Annotated in this window: 16 protein-coding genes and 2 pseudogenes; 10 read left to right on the top strand and 8 right to left on the bottom strand. The window is 55.2% G+C overall.

Translation table 11 applies throughout. The features are described 5' to 3' along the window. Position 1: 1 nt before the first annotated feature. The 4 genes and pseudogenes from ACYZTW_RS21285 to ACYZTW_RS21270 form a co-directional block, all read left to right on the top strand. The gene (locus ACYZTW_RS21285; protein WP_462001674.1) at positions 2-895 is read left to right on the top strand and encodes a fumarylacetoacetate hydrolase family protein; all 894 of its coding nucleotides are present in this window, start codon (positions 2-4) and stop codon (positions 893-895) included. 21 nt (positions 896-916) lie between these two features. Continuing rightward, positions 917-1,612, top strand: coding sequence for a hypothetical protein (locus ACYZTW_RS21280; RefSeq protein ID WP_462001673.1), 696 nt, complete (start codon positions 917-919; stop codon positions 1,610-1,612). A gap of 285 nt (positions 1,613-1,897) precedes the next feature. Next, entirely contained in the window at positions 1,898-3,229 is a 1,332-nt protein-coding gene (locus ACYZTW_RS21275; RefSeq protein ID WP_462001672.1) for an OprD family porin, read from the top strand. Positions 3,230-3,902: 673 nt separating this feature from the next. Then, positions 3,903-4,154 (top strand): annotated as a pseudogene (locus ACYZTW_RS21270) (SAM-dependent methyltransferase); the annotation flags it as partial. Positions 4,155-4,167: 13 nt separating this feature from the next. Here ACYZTW_RS21270 and ACYZTW_RS21265 read toward each other — a convergent pair. Next, positions 4,168-4,476: an addiction module antidote protein gene (locus ACYZTW_RS21265; protein ID WP_008153842.1), complete on the bottom strand. Its 309-nt coding sequence runs from the start codon at positions 4,474-4,476 to the stop codon at positions 4,168-4,170. Positions 4,477-4,478: 2 nt separating this feature from the next. Then, a complete protein-coding gene (locus ACYZTW_RS21260; RefSeq protein WP_462001671.1) occupies positions 4,479-4,772 on the bottom strand; it encodes a type II toxin-antitoxin system RelE/ParE family toxin in 294 nt (97 codons plus the stop codon). A 164-nt stretch (positions 4,773-4,936) separates the two neighbouring features. Between ACYZTW_RS21260 and ACYZTW_RS21255 the strand changes: the two genes are divergently transcribed. From ACYZTW_RS21255 to ACYZTW_RS21230, 6 genes are all read left to right on the top strand, one after another. Continuing rightward, positions 4,937-5,605, top strand: a complete 669-nt coding sequence (locus ACYZTW_RS21255; protein WP_462001670.1) for an ABC transporter ATP-binding protein — start codon at positions 4,937-4,939, stop codon at positions 5,603-5,605. A gap of 1 nt (position 5,606) precedes the next feature. Then, positions 5,607-8,078, top strand: coding sequence for an ABC transporter permease (locus tag ACYZTW_RS21250; RefSeq protein ID WP_462001669.1), 2,472 nt, complete (start codon positions 5,607-5,609; stop codon positions 8,076-8,078). Continuing rightward, on the top strand, positions 8,068-9,132 hold the full coding sequence (locus tag ACYZTW_RS21245) for a lipocalin-like domain-containing protein (RefSeq protein ID WP_462001668.1): 1,065 nt from the start codon (positions 8,068-8,070) through the stop codon (positions 9,130-9,132). Before ACYZTW_RS21250 ends, ACYZTW_RS21245 begins: the two co-directional genes overlap by 11 nt. A gap of 126 nt (positions 9,133-9,258) precedes the next feature. Then, positions 9,259-9,501 carry a hypothetical protein gene (locus tag ACYZTW_RS21240; protein ID WP_462001667.1) on the top strand — a complete coding sequence of 81 codons (243 nt, stop codon included), beginning with the start codon at positions 9,259-9,261 and terminating at the stop codon, positions 9,499-9,501. Positions 9,502-9,512: 11 nt separating this feature from the next. After that, on the top strand, positions 9,513-9,680 hold the full coding sequence (locus tag ACYZTW_RS21235; RefSeq protein WP_462001666.1) for a hypothetical protein: 168 nt from the start codon (positions 9,513-9,515) through the stop codon (positions 9,678-9,680). A gap of 414 nt (positions 9,681-10,094) precedes the next feature. Further along, positions 10,095-10,373, top strand: coding sequence for a hypothetical protein (locus tag ACYZTW_RS21230; RefSeq protein ID WP_462005881.1), 279 nt, complete (start codon positions 10,095-10,097; stop codon positions 10,371-10,373). 65 nt (positions 10,374-10,438) lie between these two features. Here the strand turns inward: ACYZTW_RS21230 and ACYZTW_RS21225 are convergent. From ACYZTW_RS21225 to ACYZTW_RS21200, 6 genes and pseudogenes are all read right to left on the bottom strand, one after another. Then, positions 10,439-10,605, bottom strand: a pseudogene (locus ACYZTW_RS21225) (DUF6124 family protein); the annotation flags it as partial. A gap of 138 nt (positions 10,606-10,743) precedes the next feature. Next, positions 10,744-11,271 carry a CPCC family cysteine-rich protein gene (locus tag ACYZTW_RS21220; protein ID WP_462001665.1) on the bottom strand — a complete coding sequence of 176 codons (528 nt, stop codon included), beginning with the start codon at positions 11,269-11,271 and terminating at the stop codon, positions 10,744-10,746. 105 nt (positions 11,272-11,376) lie between these two features. Then, entirely contained in the window at positions 11,377-11,598 is a 222-nt protein-coding gene (locus tag ACYZTW_RS21215; protein ID WP_462001664.1) for a hypothetical protein, read from the bottom strand. Between the two features lie 148 nt (positions 11,599-11,746). Continuing rightward, entirely contained in the window at positions 11,747-12,052 is a 306-nt protein-coding gene (locus ACYZTW_RS21210) for a hypothetical protein (protein WP_462001663.1), read from the bottom strand. Beyond that, positions 12,053-16,708 (bottom strand): RHS repeat-associated core domain-containing protein, encoded by a 4,656-nt coding sequence (locus ACYZTW_RS21205; protein ID WP_462001662.1) that lies wholly within the window; start codon positions 16,706-16,708, stop codon positions 12,053-12,055. Next, positions 16,708-17,445 (bottom strand): DUF4123 domain-containing protein, encoded by a 738-nt coding sequence (locus ACYZTW_RS21200; RefSeq protein ID WP_462001661.1) that lies wholly within the window; start codon positions 17,443-17,445, stop codon positions 16,708-16,710. Before ACYZTW_RS21200 ends, ACYZTW_RS21205 begins: the two co-directional genes overlap by 1 nt. Positions 17,446-17,461 lie beyond the last annotated feature (16 nt).

Genomic DNA, 17,461 nt, shown 5'->3' with positions numbered 1-17,461 from the left:
AATGCGCTTAGTTCGTTTTGGTTTACCGGGGCAGGAACAGCCGGGAATTTTGGATTCGCAAGGGATCGTGCGAGACCTTTCGGGTATTGTCGACGACATCGATGCGTCGGCCCTGAGTCCGACAGTGCTCGAAAAACTACGTGCTGTTGATGTTGAAAAGCTTCCGGTGGTGGCGCCTGGCACACGTCTTGGTCCATGCGTAGGCAGCGTACCGAACCTGATTTGCATCGGCCTGAACTACTCCGATCACGCGGCTGAAACAAATACACCTATCCCGAGCCAGCCGGTGGTCTTCAACAAACACACCGCGTCCATCAGCGGACCCAATGATCCGGTCATTTTACCAACGGGGGCTCAGAAGCTGGATTGGGAGGTCGAACTGGCCATCGTCATCGGGACCCCTGCCTGGCAGATTGATGAGTCGCAGGCTTTGGATCACATCGCCGGTTATTGCTTGGCCAATGATGTTTCCGAGCGGGCTTATCAGCTTGAGTACGAAGGTCAGTGGACCAAGGGGAAAAGCGGTTTTTCTTTCGCACCACTGGGACCTTGGCTGGTCACCCGTGACGAAATTGCCGATCCACAGGCACTTGACCTCTGGCTCGACGTGAACGGCAAACGTCTCCAGACCGGCAATACCCGTACGATGATTTTCAGCGTCGCACATATTGTCGCGTACCTCAGTCGCTTCATGCCGCTAATGCCGGGTGACGTCATCATTACAGGTACGCCACCAGGTGTGGGGCTCGGGCAGAAGCCACCGGTATTCCTCAAGGCGGGTGACACCATGCGTGTCGGCGGCCAAGGGCTGGGTGAACAATTTCAGACCGTGGTTCCTTACGTTGCTGAAATGGGGACTGCGTGGGTCGCCGGTCGCCATCCCAATGTTGACTGACTATCGCTAGAGGAAAACGCTATGAGCTTTGCAGGAACAGGTGTAGTCGCGATCTGGCACGATCTATTGCCCGAAGCGCGGGACGAGTTCTATGAATGGCATAACCGTGAGCACATGCCTGAGCGGGCCGGAATTCCGGGTTTTTTGCGGGGACGCCGATACCTCGCTTTGGATGCAGGGCCGACCTATTTCAACCTCTATGAGGCTGACACTGTGCAGGTGTTGGGAGGGCAGGATTATTTATCGCGTCTCAACACTCCGACGGCATGGACCCAGCAGTCGGTGAAGTCCTATCGCAACGTCGCGCGATCCATTTGCGAGGTCACTTACACCAGCGGTGTGGGGCAGGGCGCGTATTTGTTAACAGTCCGTTTCGATGTTGTCGAAGGGCGACATAAATCGGTATCAGACGCATTGCGTCAACGCGTGCTTCCTCCCCTTGCTGATAAACAGGGTATTACGGGCGTGCATTTGTGTGTGGCTGATGAGGCCGTCAGCAAGGTCGAAACCGCAGAGAAAAAGGCCCGCGCCGAAGGGACCCAGATACCGGCCTGGATCGTCATGATTGAAGGTTGTGCTCCTGACTACGTTCGCGTCGCCGGCGAGTCTTTTGTAGCCGAGTTACAACGGCTGTTGGAGGGGCAATCGATGGGACCAGAAACCACGCTTTATCAATTGGAATACACACGTTGCAAAACGCCGGGGAGTGCGGGTTGATCGCCGAGCGTTCGAGCACGTTTTAACTTTCAGTTGTTGTTCTCACGCAATCCCCACGAGCGTGCCATTACAGGCATTGAGTTAGGCTCGCGTCTGCGCACGCTCGGGTTTTGCTTAAGGTGATATTAAACAATTATCAAGTTGCTCAATAACGGACTATTACAAGACTGATAATGGACTCCCGCAGTTGCTCGGTAATTAGCTCTTCGAGCTGCCTGAGAATAAGTTGAATCGCGAGCTAAAAATCGCAACAAAAACAATAATAACTCATTGTGAGAAAACATCATGCGCTATCCTGTTATTTCCCGCAGCGTGCCTGCACATCAATCTCTGATCAGTCTGACTCTTGCGGTCTGCGCGGGTTCGTCAGCGGCTGTTCAAGCCGATCAAAATAGCGGCTTTGTCGATGGCGCTTCGGCTACCCTCAATTTGCGCAACGCTTACATCAATCGCAACTTCATCAATCCTGGCTATCCCAACAGCGCAGCTCCACAGAACAAAGCCGAGGAGTGGACACAGAGCTTCATCCTTGACGCTCGCTCTGGTTATACCGTTGGACCGATAGGATTCGGTGTTGATGTATTGGGTCTTTATTCTCAAAAGCTTGATGGTGGCAAAGGCACCGGCGGTACCCAACTGTTGCCGATCCACGACGACGGCCGACCAGCCGATAATTTCGGCCGCCTCGGAGTGGCTCTAAAAACCAAACTGTCAAAAACCGAGTTGAAGGTGGGTGAATGGATGCCCGTGCTGCCGATCCTGCGCTCTGACGATGGCCGTTCTCTGCCGCAGACCTTTCGTGGCGGCCAGGTGACCTCCAACGAGTTCGCCGGCCTGACCCTCTATGGCGGCCAGTTCCGTGGCAACAGCCCGCGCAACGACGCGAGCATGGAAGATATGTTCATGAACGGCAAAGCCGCGTTCACCTCCGACCGTTTCAACTTCGGCGGCGGCGAATACAGCTTCAACGACAAGCGCACCCAGGTCGGTCTGTGGTACGCCGAATTGACCGATATTTACCAGCAACAATACGTCAACCTCACCCACAGCCAGCCCCTGGGCGACTGGATCCTGGGGGCTAACCTCGGTTTCTTCAACGGCAAGGAAGACGGCAGGGCCCTGGCCGGCGACCTCGACAACAAGACCACCTTCGCTCTGCTCTCGGCCAAATACGGCGGCAACACCTTTTACGTGGGCTTGCAAAAACTCACCGGCGACAGCGTATGGATGCGGGTCAACGGCACCAGTGGCGGCACCCTGGCCAACGACAGCTACAACGCCAGCTACGACAACGCCAAGGAAAAATCCTGGCAACTGCGCCATGACTTCAACTTCGCGGTACTCGGTGTACCGGGCCTGACATTAATGAACCGATATATCAGCGGTGATAATGTCCACACAGGTTCGATCACAGATGGCAAAGAATGGGGCCGAGAATCGGAATTGGCCTACGTCGTGCAGTCCGGCGCGCTGAAAAATCTCAGCGTCAGATGGCGTAATTCGAGTGTTCGCAGGGATTTCAGTACCAATGAGTTTGATGAAAACCGGATTTTTATTAATTACCCCATATCGTTTATTGTAACGAATACTCCGCACGCTCAATACTTGGCAGCGTAGCTGCTACGACCGCCTGAGTCAGCAACAAATTCATCAGGCGGTTGCAGCAAATGAAACGATCACTGTAACGACCTCAAACGTTAGGTGCTTACTCGCCTCCCCAGTTAACGCGCCTTCGTCTGAGTGAAAACCTGTACAACCGGCTTGCTGAAAACCCGCTCGAAAAAGACCAGAAGCTGGAGCCAGACTTGGCGAGCGCTGCGGATATTGAGATATTGAAACCAATTGCCCTGAGGGATCAAATCCGCCGAATGCTCCTCGCGACGTTGAGGACGTACGAGCATTGAAAAGCAGTGTCTCGGCGTTTTGGGCAATTGCACGGACTTGCCCTCTCATTTGCATTCGACCTGACCTGTCATTTGCATCGGATTTGACCAGCACGATTCGTGGGCATGACCGGCAGAGAACGACCGATTTTGTTGAAAAAGTCGGCCATGGTTTGCGCATCAGAAAAGTACGCGTCCGAGATTGAATTCTTTACTTTTGGCAGAGGCTTCCGGACTCGGATTTCACGTAGCTGCGTGCAAAAAAGGGGGGCACCAGTCAATGATCAGGCAGTTTCCGCCTCAAGGCGATCCTTGAGTCAGCGAAGGATGATTTTGAAACAGACGAAAGGGAATAGAGACGGGGACGGTTCTTCAAATGACATGTCTCGAGGACTGCCCATAAAACTCGCAGCGAACCTTTCGTGCAGGACCAGCCGATCGTCTACGAAGGCAAAGTCGACCAGCAGGCGGCTTCGTCCTACTGGTTCGTCCACACCCTGGGCGCTATCTTCACCGGCGCGATCGACGCCGGATTACAGATCAGCCACTTCAAGGAGTACCCGCACTCCAACCGCGAGGAACTCTATGATCGGTATGAGCAGCAAACGGCGCAGCTGCCGTTGTGTTTTACGTGGGTTGCGCAGAAGCGAGCAGTCTAGTCAGAAGAGTCTCTCAGAGAGTCGAGTGATTGACCGAATGACCTGGCTGCGCGCAGAGATCAATGCCAAGGGCGTGAATGACCTTTAAAACCGTATCGAAACGTGGTTTTGCACCGGGTGCAAAGGCCTTGTACAGGCTTTCGCGGCCCATACCCGAATCCTTGGCTATCTGTGTCATTCCACGCGCTTTCACCACATAGCCGATAGCGCGAAGAAATTCTTCGTTGTCGCCGTCTGCGAGTACTTGCGAAAGGTACTCGCTGATAGCTTCGTCACTGTCCAGCAGAGCCGCCATATCGAAAGTAGTCAAAGTCTGGCTCATGTTTAAACCTCCTTTGCCAATTTTTTCGCCCGCCTGATGTCGGCGGTTTGCGAAGATTTGTCACCACCCGCCAACAGCACAATGACGACGCTATCTCGCATAGTGAAGTAGACCCGATAGCCTGCACCGACGTCCACGCGCATTTCGGAAACGCCATCGCCCACCGTTTTGATGTCGCCCAGATTACCCGCAGAGGCACGGTCAATGCGACGAGCGATTGCTAACTTCGCCCGCAAGTCACGAACTGAGGCATGCCATGTCGCGAAGATCATAGTTTGTTGAATAAGATAATTCATTGCTCAAATGTATCCATATGGATACGAATGAGCAGTCAGACGGTTCCTTGGTTGTGTATGTTTTTTCCCTGAAGTGTGTGGGCTATGGGGTGTCTGAGCGGGCCTATTCGCGGTGCTGCTGCCGTCCGCTATCCTTGCTCCACGCACATCGAACGGTTTTTCCCATGCTTTCGGTCCAAGGCGTCTTCAAAAGCTACGCCACTCCCCAGGGCCCATTAGCGGTTCTGCAAGGTGTCGACCTCACCTTGAAACCTGGCAGCAGCCTGGCGTTGATGGGTGAGTCGGGCAGTGGCAAGAGCACCTTGCTGCACCTGATTGCCGGGCTGGACAAGGTCGATCGCGGCAGCATCCGCAGCGGCGAACATCGGCTGGAGCAGATGAGCGAAGGGCAACTGGCGAACTGGCGGCGGACCGAAATCGGCCTGGTGTTTCAGCAGTTCAACCTGATCGGCAGTTTGCGCGTGGAGGACAATCTGGCATTTCAGGCGCGATTGGCGGGGCGCCATGATCCGCGCTGGCAGGCGCATCTGGTGCAACGTCTGGGCTTGGGTGATTTGCTGCAGCGTTATCCAGAACAGCTGTCCGGCGGCCAGCAGCAACGGGTCGCACTGGGCCGTGCCTTGGCATCGCAGCCGAAACTGCTGCTGGCCGACGAACCCACTGGCAGCCTCGATGAAGCCACCAGCGATGAGGTCTTGAAGTTGTTGCTGGAGTTGCTCGACGACAGTCCCACCACCTTGTTGATGGTCACCCATAGCCCACGGGTTGCCGCGCGGCTGGCAGAAAAAGTGGTGCTCCACGGTGGTCGTCTGGCTGGCGCGGACGAGCGCTGAGGTGCAGGTCTTTCGCGAGACGCTGCGGGCGCTGCTCAGTCATTGGCGGCAGCATCCGGTGCAGTTTTTCAGTGTGCTGACCGGGCTCTGGCTCGCCACCAGCCTGCTGACCGGCGTGCAGGCGCTGAACAGCCAGGCGCGCGAAAGCTATGCCCGGGCCAGTCAGTTGATCGGCGGAGAACCTCAGGCCAGCCTCAGTGCGCCCAGCGGCGCGACCTTCCCCCAGCACGTGTTTGTCGACCTGCGCCGTGCGGGTTGGCCGGTGTCGCCGGTCCTGCAAGGCCGGGTGACGCTTAAGGGGCATGACGACCAGCGCTTGCAGTTGATGGGGGTCGAGCCGGTGTCGCTGCCCGCCGGTTCCTCTGTGGCCGGGCAGGCGTTGGCGATTGAGCAGATTGTCGAGTTTTTCAGCCCGCCGGGCAGTACCTGGATTTCGCCGCAGACGTTGCAGGCACTGGGGCTGCACGAGGGCGAGCGCCCGGTGAGTGTGAGTGGTCAGGCATTGCCGCCGCTGCATGCCCAGGCCGATATGGCCCCCGGTGTGTTGCTGGTGGACATCGGCTTCGCCCAGCAGATTCTCGGCCTGCCGGATCAGCTGTCACGCCTGCTGCTGCCGAAGGATTTCACCGCGACCCTGCCTGATCAATTCAAGGGACAACTGCAGCTCAAGGCCCGCGGCGAAGAGAACAATTTGTCGCGCCTGACCGAAAGCTTTCACTTGAACCTCGATGCCCTGGGTTTTCTGTCATTCGTGGTCGGCCTGTTCATCGTCCATGCCGCGATCGGCCTGGCGCTGGAACAACGCCGAGGCTTGCTCAGAACCCTGCGCGCCTGCGGGGTTAGCGCACGGATGCTGATTGCCTGTCTGGCGGTTGAACTGGGTGGCCTGGCGTTGATCGGCGGACTGGCCGGGGTCGCCAGCGGCTATCTGCTGGCCAGCGTGCTGTTGCCGGACGTCGCCGCCAGCCTGCGCGGGTTGTACGGCGCCGAAGTGGCGGGGCAGTTGAGCCTCAGTCCGTGGTGGTGGCTCAGCGGCGTCGGCCTGAGCCTGCTCGGTGCGTTGTTGGCCGGTGCCAACAGTTTATTGCGGGCAGCGCGCCTGCCGTTGCTGGCCCTGGCCGATCCGCAAGCCTGGCATCAGGCTCACGCGCACTGGTTGCGGCGTCAGGGGTGGGTTGCCGTGATCGCCGCGGTGATCGCACTGCTGGCGTTGATCTTTGGCGACAGCCTGAGCAGTGGCTTCGTGCTGATGGCGGCACTGTTGATCGGCGCTGCGCTGGCGTTGCCGGTGGTGCTCAACTGGGTGCTGAACCTGGTGCTGCATCGCAGTCGCTCGGTGCTCGGCCAATGGTTTCTCGCCGACTGCCGTCAGCAACTGCCGGCCCTGAGCCTGGCGTTGATGGCGCTGTTGTTGGCACTGGCGGCGAACATTGGAGCGGGCAGCATGACGGCCGGTTTTCGTCAGACCTTCAGCGATTGGCTCGAACAACGCCTGACCGCCGAACTGTACGTTAATCCGCGAAATCCGGCCCAGGCCAGAGAGCTGCAAACCTGGCTCAAGCAGCAACCCGCGCTCACGGCGGTGCTGCCCAACTGGCAAGTGTCGATCCAGTTGCAAGGCTGGCCGGCGGACGTCTTCGGCGTGATCGATCACCCGACGTATCGCCAGCATTGGCCGCTGCTGGAAGCCTTTGGCGACAACCCGTGGGACCGACTGGCCAAGGACGATGCACTGATGCTCAGTGAGCAACTGGCCCGCCGGCTGAAGGTGCGCCTTGGCGATCACTTGACGATTGCCACACCGAACGGCGCCTGGTCGCCACGGATCGTCGGCATCTACGCCGATTACGGCAATCCCAAGGGCCACATTCTGGTCAACGTCAACCATCTGCTGCGCGGCTGGCCGCAGCTGACACCGAGCCGTTTCAACCTGCGCATCGACCCGGCGTTGATCCCCGCCTTCCTGACCGCGCTGCAAACACGCTTCACGCTGGAGGACAGCCGCATCGTCGACCAAGCCCGGCTCAAGGGTTGGTCCACGCAAGTGTTCGAACGCACCTTTGCCGCGACCGCCGCACTCAACAGCCTGACCCTCTGCGTGGCGGGCGTGGCGCTGTTCATCAGCCTGTTGACCCAAAGCCAGAGCCGCCTCGGGCAACTCGCCCCCCTGTGGGCGCTCGGTGTGACTCGCCGGCAATTGATGCTGCTCAATCTCGGGCAGACCTGGTTGCTGGCGGTGCTGACCCTGGTGCTGGCGTTGCCGTTGGGGATCGCGCTGGCGTGGTGCCTGGACACGGTGATCAATGTCCAGGCCTTCGGCTGGCGCTTGCCGCTGCGGGTGTTTCCGATGCAGCTGTTGCAGTTGATGGGGCTGGCTCTGCTGGCAACTTTACTGGCGTCAGCGTGGCCACTGTACTCGCTGTATCGCTCGCAACCGGCGGATCTGTTGAGGACATTTGCTCATGAAGATTAAGGTCGGCGTGGTGCTATTGGCGTTATTGGGCGGGTGCGATAACTCGGTGCCTGTTGAGAAAGGATTCGCCGGCCTCGGCCAGCAAGCGACAGCATTCACCCCGGTGGTGCCCGGTCGGGTGTTCAGCTTTCCGGTGGATCACGGTCCTCATGACGGTTTTCGCATTGAATGGTGGTACGTCACCGCCAACCTCAAGGACGATCAAGGGCGCGAGTTTGGTGCGCAATGGACGCTGTTTCGCAGCGCCTTGAAAGCGACGCCGGAGGTCGCTGGCTGGGGTAATCAAATCATCTGGCTTGGCCACGCGGCCGTGACGTCGGCGACAGTGCATCACGCCGCCGAGCGCTATGCCCGTGGTGGCGTTGGTCAGGCTGGCGTGAGCCTCACGCCGTTCAACGCGTGGATCGATGAGTGGCGTTTCAGCAGTCAGGGGGCCGACCCGTTGGCGGATCTTCAACTCAGCGCCCGGGACAAGGATTTTGGCTATCAACTGCGGCTGACCTCCACACGCCCTTTGGTGCTTCAGGGCGACAAAGGCTTCAGCCAGAAATCCGAACAAGGGCAGGCGTCGTACTACTACAGTCAGCCTTTTTTTCAGGCCCGCGGCACGCTGGAAATCGACGGCAAAACGTATCAAGTCAGCGGCCCGGCCTGGCTCGACCGTGAGTGGAGCAGCCAGCCCCTGACCGTCAACCAGACGGGCTGGGACTGGTTTTCCCTGCACCTGGACAGCGGCGAGCAGGTAATGCTCTACCGTATGCGACAGAAGGACGGCGCGCCTTACCTCACCGGCACCTGGATCGCCGCTGACGGTCAGACGCAGTTACTGCACGCCGCCGACATCAGCCTCACACCGCAAGACACCGCCAACGTCGCCGGGCGTTCAATGCCGGTGCGCTGGTCGATCAAAATCCCCGACAAACACCTCGACATCACGATCAGCGCGCTCAACCCCAATGCGTGGATGGCTTTGCGCATTCCCTATTGGGAAGGGCCAGTGCAATTGAGCGGCAGCCATGGTGGGCAGGGTTATCTGGAAATGACTGGGTATTGAGGCGCCCCTGTAGGCGCTGGCGAAGCCTGCGATCTTTTGACGTTGATCCTGATCTCCCCGAAATCCCACCGGAACTCCTCGCGACGCCCAACCCTCTACCGTGAGAACCCCCGCAGGAGCCCACACATGAGCGACGACCTAAAACCACCTGACCTTGCCTCGTGGCAGCGCCTGTTCGACGACAAGGCCTATTGGCAGCAGTCCCCCGACGCCCATTACGCCGAACTGCTGCGGGTGGCCGATGATTTGCTGGGGCAGGGCGCCATTGACTTGGAACAATGGCAAGCCTTGAAGGCCAAGGCCGATCAATCCCATAAGGACTCGCCTGCCGTGAACGTCGCTCAAGAAGTCGACGATCCCGAAGCCTGAGGAGAACCCACATGAAAACGACAACCCCCACTGAGCACCCTGACGAACCTCGGCCACCCGGGGAAGTCGAGCGCGACAACGACGCCCTGCGCCCGACGGATCCGACCCGACGCAAGGAGAGCGGCAAGGGTACCGACAGCGGTGAATCCACCGCACAAGAAACCGCAAAAACGCCCTGATCAGCGCCTTTGCGCTCTTTCCGACTCCCACAACGTCGAAAAACCTGAAGCTCAGAAGAAGCTGAGGGATCTGAAAGGAGGGCGTGGTGACCTACACCGATATATTGAAAGTGACCAGCCAGTACGAAAGTTGAGTATTAGCTCTATATGCATTGATTGTTCTTGTACAAGTTTTGGTACAAGAACAATCAGTTTTAATGGTCGGATCGGTTAGTTTAAGCAGCTTGTCAAAATAGTATTTGGGCCGACATTTAATCAATGTTGTTTCGATAAATTTCATGTTCATATACGCGGACATATTCGAAAACTTATATTAAAATACTTCCCGTTCGCCCAGTGTCAGGGCTCTTTACCGGTGCATGGATTGCCAGGCCATTACACTGGGCGAACACCTTCTCGACGTGCGATCCACACTTGCAGCACAACGAAGTCATCAACCTGAATCTCGCGGTGGCCAGCATCGACTGCGTCGTCATCACACCCGAGGAATACTTTTCCTTCTGCCGCCTGGTGGGCCGACCCAGGTCCACGCACCCGACCGATCGCCATTTTCAGTTGAAGGTCAATGTCGCCGAGCAACAGTTGGAAGGGGAGTTGTTGTGCGACCAAGCAAGACAGTTTCGGTATCACGTTTATCAACTGGCTAAGTACGCGGTTGATGAGGTTCTACTTGAAATGCTGGTTGGAATATAAAAAACGGACGATCTTAAGATCGTCCGTTTTTTTTGCCCTTTAAATCTGAGCCTGAATTGATTGCGCAAGCTGCGGTGCGAACCTTCGAGTTCACAGGCCAGGTCGGTGGTGAGTACGTTGAGCGAGGCGAGGGTTTCGCAGGCGTGGCTTAGGAGTGTTTCTGAATCGATGCAGGGAGGAGGGTGACGACGTGGCTGATGGGGTCAAGGGAGTCGAATGGAGAATTTTTCATAGTGAAGCTCCTGTATCAACGGAGCTGCAAAGCGGCATTTGCATGCCTTGATCGTGTTCGGTCTGTCAAAACCGGTCGCTGAGGTTGCAGCTGCTGGGGGAGGCTATCGACATTTTTTGTTCTTGCTGTTGTGGTTTTTTATATAGTCCACTTCTCTAAGGGTAATATATTCATATTTTTCACGAATATTTCTTTCGCCTCTCCGAGTGTCATATGATTTGGGCCGCTGTATTGTTCAGGATCGACCACGCCATTATCTTCCCATTTGCATAAGTCGCAAATTTCGTAGTTTGCTCTTGAAAAGAGTGTGCGATAACCACAGCAAGGACAGGACTCCAATGGTTCGATGATTCCGAATACTTCATACTCTCCAAGCCCCATTTTTATCATGGACTTTGATATGTGAGAATTTGTCATTCCTTTGTACGCTGAGGCAAATGCAATCAATAACAAATCGTCATACAGAATGTTCAGCACATCGCTCGGAGGTTCATCATTAGATAGTAGTAGATGTTGCATTTCTTTTGATAGTAAAGAAAACTCTTCGTCGCTCTCGTCAATTCCCCACCAGTTCGATAGCTGCGATTCGCGCGCTTCGTTATCGAGTGAATCTAAGGTTTTTTTGCTCAGTTTGTAAATTGCGTCGACTCGTGAGATTTTTTGCATGTTAGGATCCCAAAAGGTCAAATTTATTTTGTGAATGCGTAGAGTATATACATTCCCCCTTTGTGTTTGCTTTCTTGTTTTTTGGGGAGGGAGATATCGCGGGATCTAAAAATAAAAAAACAAACCAGTCTTGTTGTGTAGAGCCAACCTGTTTAGGTAGATTATTTTTTCTATGCTGTTGAGTTTTGTGTGTTTCTCTCCTGATTGCGATAGTTGAACGTATTGCTCCTCTGATATTTGAAACTCCTCAAGATCCCCTGGCAGACACTTATCTAGATCTAAACGTTTCATCGCTTCGGGGTTCAATGGTGCCGAGATTGTTTTCATTTTTCTGACTCCTTGTTGAATTGCCTTACTCCGTTATGCTGTTTTGTATTCGGCTTGTTGTTTTTGTTTGGTGGTGCTTTATAAACTTTTAGGGGGGGCTGGTTTTTGTTGTTTTTTATGTTGTGAAGGATGTGTTTTTTGTTGGGTGTTATATTTCTAATTTGTTTAAAGCGTTGAGAATTGCTTTGTTTAGCTCTGTCCAGCTTCTTGCTTTGTCGCTGAAAGTCGGATGCTCCCAATCGTAGGCTTTTATTAAAGAAACTCTAAATGTACCGTTTTCACAGAACTCAGGGTACCAGCCTATATCAATGATCTGATCATGAGGGAAGACGGCTTGGAATAGGTCCTCCTTTAAATCATCAATGATCATCGAAGTGTCAGCAAGCTGGTCCAGGTGGGATATATCATCAAATGTGATTGTTCCGCCGCGCTCAATTATTTTTTTAATATCCATTCAGTTTTTCTTCGCCTTCGTGAGCTTTTTAAATGCGTCTTCGGAAATAGGGTGGCCGTGGATAGTGTTTGCGCTTAGCTCAACCCTCATAAATCGCGTTTCCTTGCCCTCGTTGGCACCAATAGTTTTGCCCATGTCAATAACTTTCCAAGGCTTTCCATTGTTAACATCCTGGCCATTTTTGAACGCGTGACGCTCGAGTGCTTCGATATCTGTTCCAGGTAAATACTTTGCTGCACCTCCATTTGCTGTTGATTTAACAACATTTGGCCAAGGAGCCTTGGGGGCAACGTGCTTGTTACCGTGATTCGTCCATTGAACATCAGGTGCTCCTGGTGTCCCTTCATTTACCTTAGCGTTACTCGTCGGGTCCTCAACGGTTCCAGGCTTGCAATTCGCTCCCCCCGGACAATCGCTATTCAACCCCAACGGATCCACCCACCCCGTAGGGTTAGGCACGTACTGGTAGTTGTTCAACCCACCCGCAAGCTTGATCGGATCCGGTGTCAGAAAACGCCCGGTCCCTGGATTGTAGTAGCGATGCCGGTTGTAATGTAAGCCCGTCTCAGCGTCGAAGTACTGACCTTGAAAGCGCAGTGGATTGTCGATTTCGGCGATGTCCAGGGCTGCGAGGTTGCCGTAAGCCCTGTATTTCGCCGACCACATTATCTCGCCGCTGTAATCGGTGAGTTCCTGCGGTGTGCCCAGGTGGTCGAGTTGATAGTAGAACGGTGTCGCTTTCAGCGGGCCTTCGCCATCAAGCATGGCTAGTGGGCGGAAGCTGTCTGGTTCGTAGATGTAAGTGCGATAGCGGTTATCGGCGCTTTCAGCGATGAGGCGTTCGCCTTGCCACATAAATTCCGTGGTTTGACCGTCGACGGTCTTGGCGATACGACGGCCGAAGGCATCGTATTTGTAGGACGCGGTGCTGCCGCCCGGCAGGCTGACGCCAATAAGGCGATGCTGGCAGTCAAAGCGGTACTCGGTAACGAGTTTCTGTCCGGTGCCGCGACGCTCGCGGCTCAGGTTGCCGTGAGCGTCGTAGTCATAGTGACGATCGCCCTGCATCAGCAGGCGGTTGCCTTTGATGTTTGCCTGGTTGGCGGCCTGCTGATCACCTTGACCGAGCAGGTTGCCTGCCGGATCGTGAGCGAAGCTTTCCGGGGTAGTGCCACGTACGTTGATCAATCGGTCGAGCGGATCGTAGTGGTAGCTGAGATTACCCTTGCGGCTATCGTCGATGCCAGCGAGGTTGCCGTTGGCGTTGTAGGCGTAGCGGCGGCGGAACAGATCTCGCTCCTGTTGACTGACGGTATGCGCTTGTAATCGGCCTTGGTCGTCGTATTGGTATTGACTCAGCAACAGCCCTTGCTGGCGCTGTTGTTCGCGGCCGGCACTGAATTGGTGAGTGCTCAGGCGCGAACCGTTGAGGTCGATGCTACTCAGGCGGCCACCGGGTTGGTGGCGGTAGTCAAGCTTGCTGCCGTCGGGAAGCCGGCAGTGGCTCAGTTGCCCGAGTTTGTCGTACTCATATCGCAGCGTGCCCCATCCTTGGTGTTCGGTGATGAGGCGGTCTTGCAGGTCGTACTCGTAGGCGAGGGGCCAGTGGCCGTCATCGACGTTTACGAGGCGGCCGCGGACGTCGTAGCTGTAGTGAATCTCCTCGCCGTCAGTCAGGGTTTTCACCAGCAGGCGGCCAGCAGAATCACGTTGGTACTCAGTGACGAACTCGCTGCCGTCGTCGCCGAATTCGGTTTTCTTCAGCAACTGACCATTAAGATCGTATTCATAAGCGGTGCGACGACCGTCGAATCCGGTTTCCTGCTGGATCAGGCCGTTGGCGTAGTAGTCGAGGTGATACTGCTCGCCACGTTCGTTTTCGATGTCGCTGAGCAACAGGCGCGAATTGTCGTAGCGGTAGAGAAGTTGGCTGCCGTCCGGGTTGATACGGCGGCTGACAAGGTGCAGGCCATCGGCGTATTCATAGCGGGTGACACGACCCAATTCATCGCGCTCGGCAGTGACGCGGCCGTATGGATTGTAGGTAAACGCGCGAGTGGCACCGCCGGGCAGGATGATTTGCGCAAGACGGTTGGCAGCGTCCCATTGGTATTGGGTGATGGCGCCGGTTTCTTCCTGGCGAGTGATCTGCCTGCCCAATGCGTCATAGCGATACTTGCGTTGACCACCATCCGGCAGCTGCTCTTCGATCAATTCGCCCAGATTGTTCCAACCCAGTTTATGGCGGCTGCCATCCGGGTGACGGATCTCCAGCAAACGACCTTGGCCGTCATAACTGTAATGAGTGGCGTTGCCGTCAGGGTCTATTTGTTGGGTTATGTCGCCTTGGTTATTGCGCTGATATTTCCATATTGCTTCGTCACGCCGGACAACCGTTACAAAACCGTTGCTGTATTCGTATAAGGTCGGTGCGTCTTCTGGCGGGATGACTACTTCCAGGCGTCCAGCTTCGTCGTACTGAAATTCTGTAATCGCCCCGAGCGGATCTTTCTCGGCAATCAACCTGCCCTTGTCGTCATACGCTTTGAGATATTCGGCGCCGTCCGGCTCGACTTTGCTGATCAGTCGGGCTTGATCGTCGTGGGTGTAGATTTCCTCACTGCCATCGGCATTGGTAACGGTGACGCTACCCTTGTCATTCCAGACGTAACGAGCGTTCATCTGTGAAAAGTTCGCCCAGTGATGGACGCAGCGTGACGATTTGCCTTCGTTTTCCCACTCCCAGAAGAAACTGGCGCCACCGGCCAATTGCCTTTCGAGAATGACGTGCTTCTCATCGTAAGCGTATCGCTCACTCTCACCGGCAGCGTTTTTCGCTTCAACCAAGTGATGCTGTTCGTCGTAGCGATAACTGACCAATGTCTGGATGGTACTCCAGGCATCCTCCAGATTGTCTGCCGGACTGAACTGCTGGTAATCGACGCCAATGATGTGTTTGCGGTCGTAGCGCAGCAGCAAGGCGCGACCGGAACCGTTGTCCACACGCTTGATGCGCCCATGAATATCACGGGTGATGTGTAGACGATTGCCGTATCTACCGCTGATAGCGATCAGCGTTGCGCCCTTGCTGTTGTAGCGGAAGTGATAGAACAGTGTGCGATCGTCGGCTTGGGACAGGATCAGTTCAGATGGATCGTCACCGATGTAAATTGCGGCCTTGGACAAGCTATTGGTAATGGCTGGCCGTTGTTCGCTAGGGAGGGGAAAGGTTGTTACGCGGTTTTCGTGATCCGTCCAGACAACTTCGTCGTTGTTGATCTCCACTCGCTGCGCTAATGCATGACTCCAGCCGTAGCCGAGGCCACAGTCGATTTCCGCCGCACTGGTGCGATATAGACGAGTCCATTCAAATGGAAGCAGACCGTTGAGTTGACCATCGGTGAGCGTTAGTAATTCCTCACCGGTGACCATCGAAACCGGGCACCCGTTGACGCAGGTTTCTTTGGTGCACGCGACGTTTTTGTCGTCGTGGTTGGTTGATTGTTTGGACTTATCATCCACATGTTCCGAGGCATGTACTTTCGCGTGATCTTGCCGATCCCAACCAATTTTCACTTTGCCTTTTTCAAAGGCCCCAGCGGCTGCGCGAGTGGCGATCTTCTTGTATTTATCAATAGATTCCATGAAGGCTTTCAGGATCTTGAAGACGGACTTGATGAAGCCGGTTACTGCATCAATAATTTTTGCACCGTAGTTCACCAGGCGAACGCCGAGATAGGCAATGCCTGACCCTTCGGCCGCAAACGTCAATACCACGGCCAACACAATATCGATAAGAATCGATACCAGGATGGTGGACATCTGCTCGGAGAGTTTACCCGCGACAAGACTGGGCGGTAACTCAAGAAGCCAGATAGCCGCAGTTTTTAGCAGGAGAAAGAGGGCTGCCTGGTCACTTGCCAGCAGCATGACTTTCTCCATGGCTGCTGGTGTTTCTTTTGCGAGTTTGATCAGCTCGGTGGCGCTCTGACCTAGTTCATCTTTAAATTTTCCAGGGTCTTTAAGAATTTCGAATACGCGTTTTATGCCATCAAACGCACCCTTGATTGCCTCCCAACTGCCGCTTGCGGTGCCGTTGAGTTGAGCAAGGAAAGTTGTCGACAATGTCTGGGTGGGCCATAGCGGCTTATAGTTTTTCCATTCAGCCTCCAGCCATGTATTCAGCTGCAGGGTCAAACCGTCATAGGAGTCGAAGAGTCCGGCAACCTGATCTTTGGTCACATTACTCTGAACGCGGACATAATATTTTTTTCCGGGGATCCCCTTGTAAACACCTTTGCCTTGTTCGTCCAAGTCAACAGTAACGGGATTACCGCCGTCTACCGGCGTGACATCAACCTTGATGTTGCCAACGGGGATGTCATGAAGCGATACGAATTTACTTTCAATCAGTAAATTGCCGTCTTTCGGGCATACCGCGACGGTGGACGAGAAATCGCTATCGTTCATGCTGGCCGTCGCGCTCGCACTACCGAGTTTGATGGTCCTGTTCATTCCAAATAAAGCTGGTTTGTCCACGAACTGAGGGCCTTTATCCAGCCACTTGGCAAAATTGCTTTCGGTCATTTCGCGGTAAAGCTTCAGACTGTCCTTGAAGGTGGTCAGTTGGTCATCAACAAAGGCAACGCGATCCATCAGCCTTGCTCCAGAATCAGGTGGTTTAACAGTGCTTCATTAAGGTTTTTCGGAGCATCGGGCCGGCGCACGAAACGTGCGATTTTCAGCTTCAAATTGCTCTCGGGATAAGCGGCGTAGATGTCTGGACGTTCCTCTTCCAGCCATTGCATCAGGTTGCCGATCAGGGTTGACGGGTTCTGCTTGGCGAGGCCATCCAGCAACCCCTTCGGTACCTCCCACCAAGGCCAATCCTTCGCCGGCGGCACCAACCTTGGCCCAACCTCCAAACTCTTCCCATTAATCAAATACCGATCAAACACCGGCAGCACTTCGCCCGCCGTATCACCCAATCCCTCAAGAATCGGATAAATATGCCGCCCATCCCAGAACCGAAAAAACACCTCAGTCCCATCCGGCATCCGCACTTGAGTCAGGCTGCGCAAATGCTCAAACACCACATCCGGCGCACTGGTGGACACCGCCAGCCAGCCCCAGTCCTGCGCATCGGTTTCGGCGATCCACGGCAGGAAGTTTGAGTTGGGTTTCAGCTCGGTGAGGTAGGGCATCACTGGCTGCCAAGCCGCGTAGGGTGTTCCTCCCCAGATCGGGATCGCCTGGGTTGTTGGTTCATTTTGGTAAAGCGTCTTGAGCGCTTCGGCATCGCTTGCCGCGCTAACGATCAGGTAGAGGCGTTCACCCGGTAGCAGCGGAGATTTGGATAACCAGACCTGTGGATTGATGTCTTCAGATGTCACAACAACCGTCCTTGAT

This window comes from Pseudomonas sp. LB3P25 (genome assembly GCF_054897985.1).
This window is presented reverse-complemented; position numbering and strand designations above follow the sequence as displayed.

What these genes read in the sequence shown, in the direction of transcription:
- ACYZTW_RS21220 (WP_462001665.1), bottom strand. Translation starts at nt 11,271, where the DNA reads ATGCAAAAAATCTCACGAGTCGACGCAATTTACAAACTGAGCAAAAAA.
- ACYZTW_RS21280 (WP_462001673.1), top strand. Translation starts at nt 917, where the DNA reads ATGAGCTTTGCAGGAACAGGTGTAGTCGCGATCTGGCACGATCTATTG.
- ACYZTW_RS21265 (WP_008153842.1), bottom strand. Translation starts at nt 4,476, where the DNA reads ATGAGCCAGACTTTGACTACTTTCGATATGGCGGCTCTGCTGGACAGT.
- ACYZTW_RS21260 (WP_462001671.1), bottom strand. Translation starts at nt 4,772, where the DNA reads ATGAATTATCTTATTCAACAAACTATGATCTTCGCGACATGGCATGCC.
- ACYZTW_RS21235 (WP_462001666.1), top strand. Translation starts at nt 9,513, where the DNA reads ATGAAAACGACAACCCCCACTGAGCACCCTGACGAACCTCGGCCACCC.
- ACYZTW_RS21240 (WP_462001667.1), top strand. Translation starts at nt 9,259, where the DNA reads ATGAGCGACGACCTAAAACCACCTGACCTTGCCTCGTGGCAGCGCCTG.
- ACYZTW_RS21285 (WP_462001674.1), top strand. Translation starts at nt 2, where the DNA reads ATGCGCTTAGTTCGTTTTGGTTTACCGGGGCAGGAACAGCCGGGAATT.
- ACYZTW_RS21245 (WP_462001668.1), top strand. Translation starts at nt 8,068, where the DNA reads ATGAAGATTAAGGTCGGCGTGGTGCTATTGGCGTTATTGGGCGGGTGC.
- ACYZTW_RS21205 (WP_462001662.1), bottom strand. Translation starts at nt 16,708, where the DNA reads ATGGATCGCGTTGCCTTTGTTGATGACCAACTGACCACCTTCAAGGAC.
- ACYZTW_RS21215 (WP_462001664.1), bottom strand. Translation starts at nt 11,598, where the DNA reads ATGAAAACAATCTCGGCACCATTGAACCCCGAAGCGATGAAACGTTTA.
- ACYZTW_RS21255 (WP_462001670.1), top strand. Translation starts at nt 4,937, where the DNA reads ATGCTTTCGGTCCAAGGCGTCTTCAAAAGCTACGCCACTCCCCAGGGC.
- ACYZTW_RS21275 (WP_462001672.1), top strand. Translation starts at nt 1,898, where the DNA reads ATGCGCTATCCTGTTATTTCCCGCAGCGTGCCTGCACATCAATCTCTG.
- ACYZTW_RS21210 (WP_462001663.1), bottom strand. Translation starts at nt 12,052, where the DNA reads ATGGATATTAAAAAAATAATTGAGCGCGGCGGAACAATCACATTTGAT.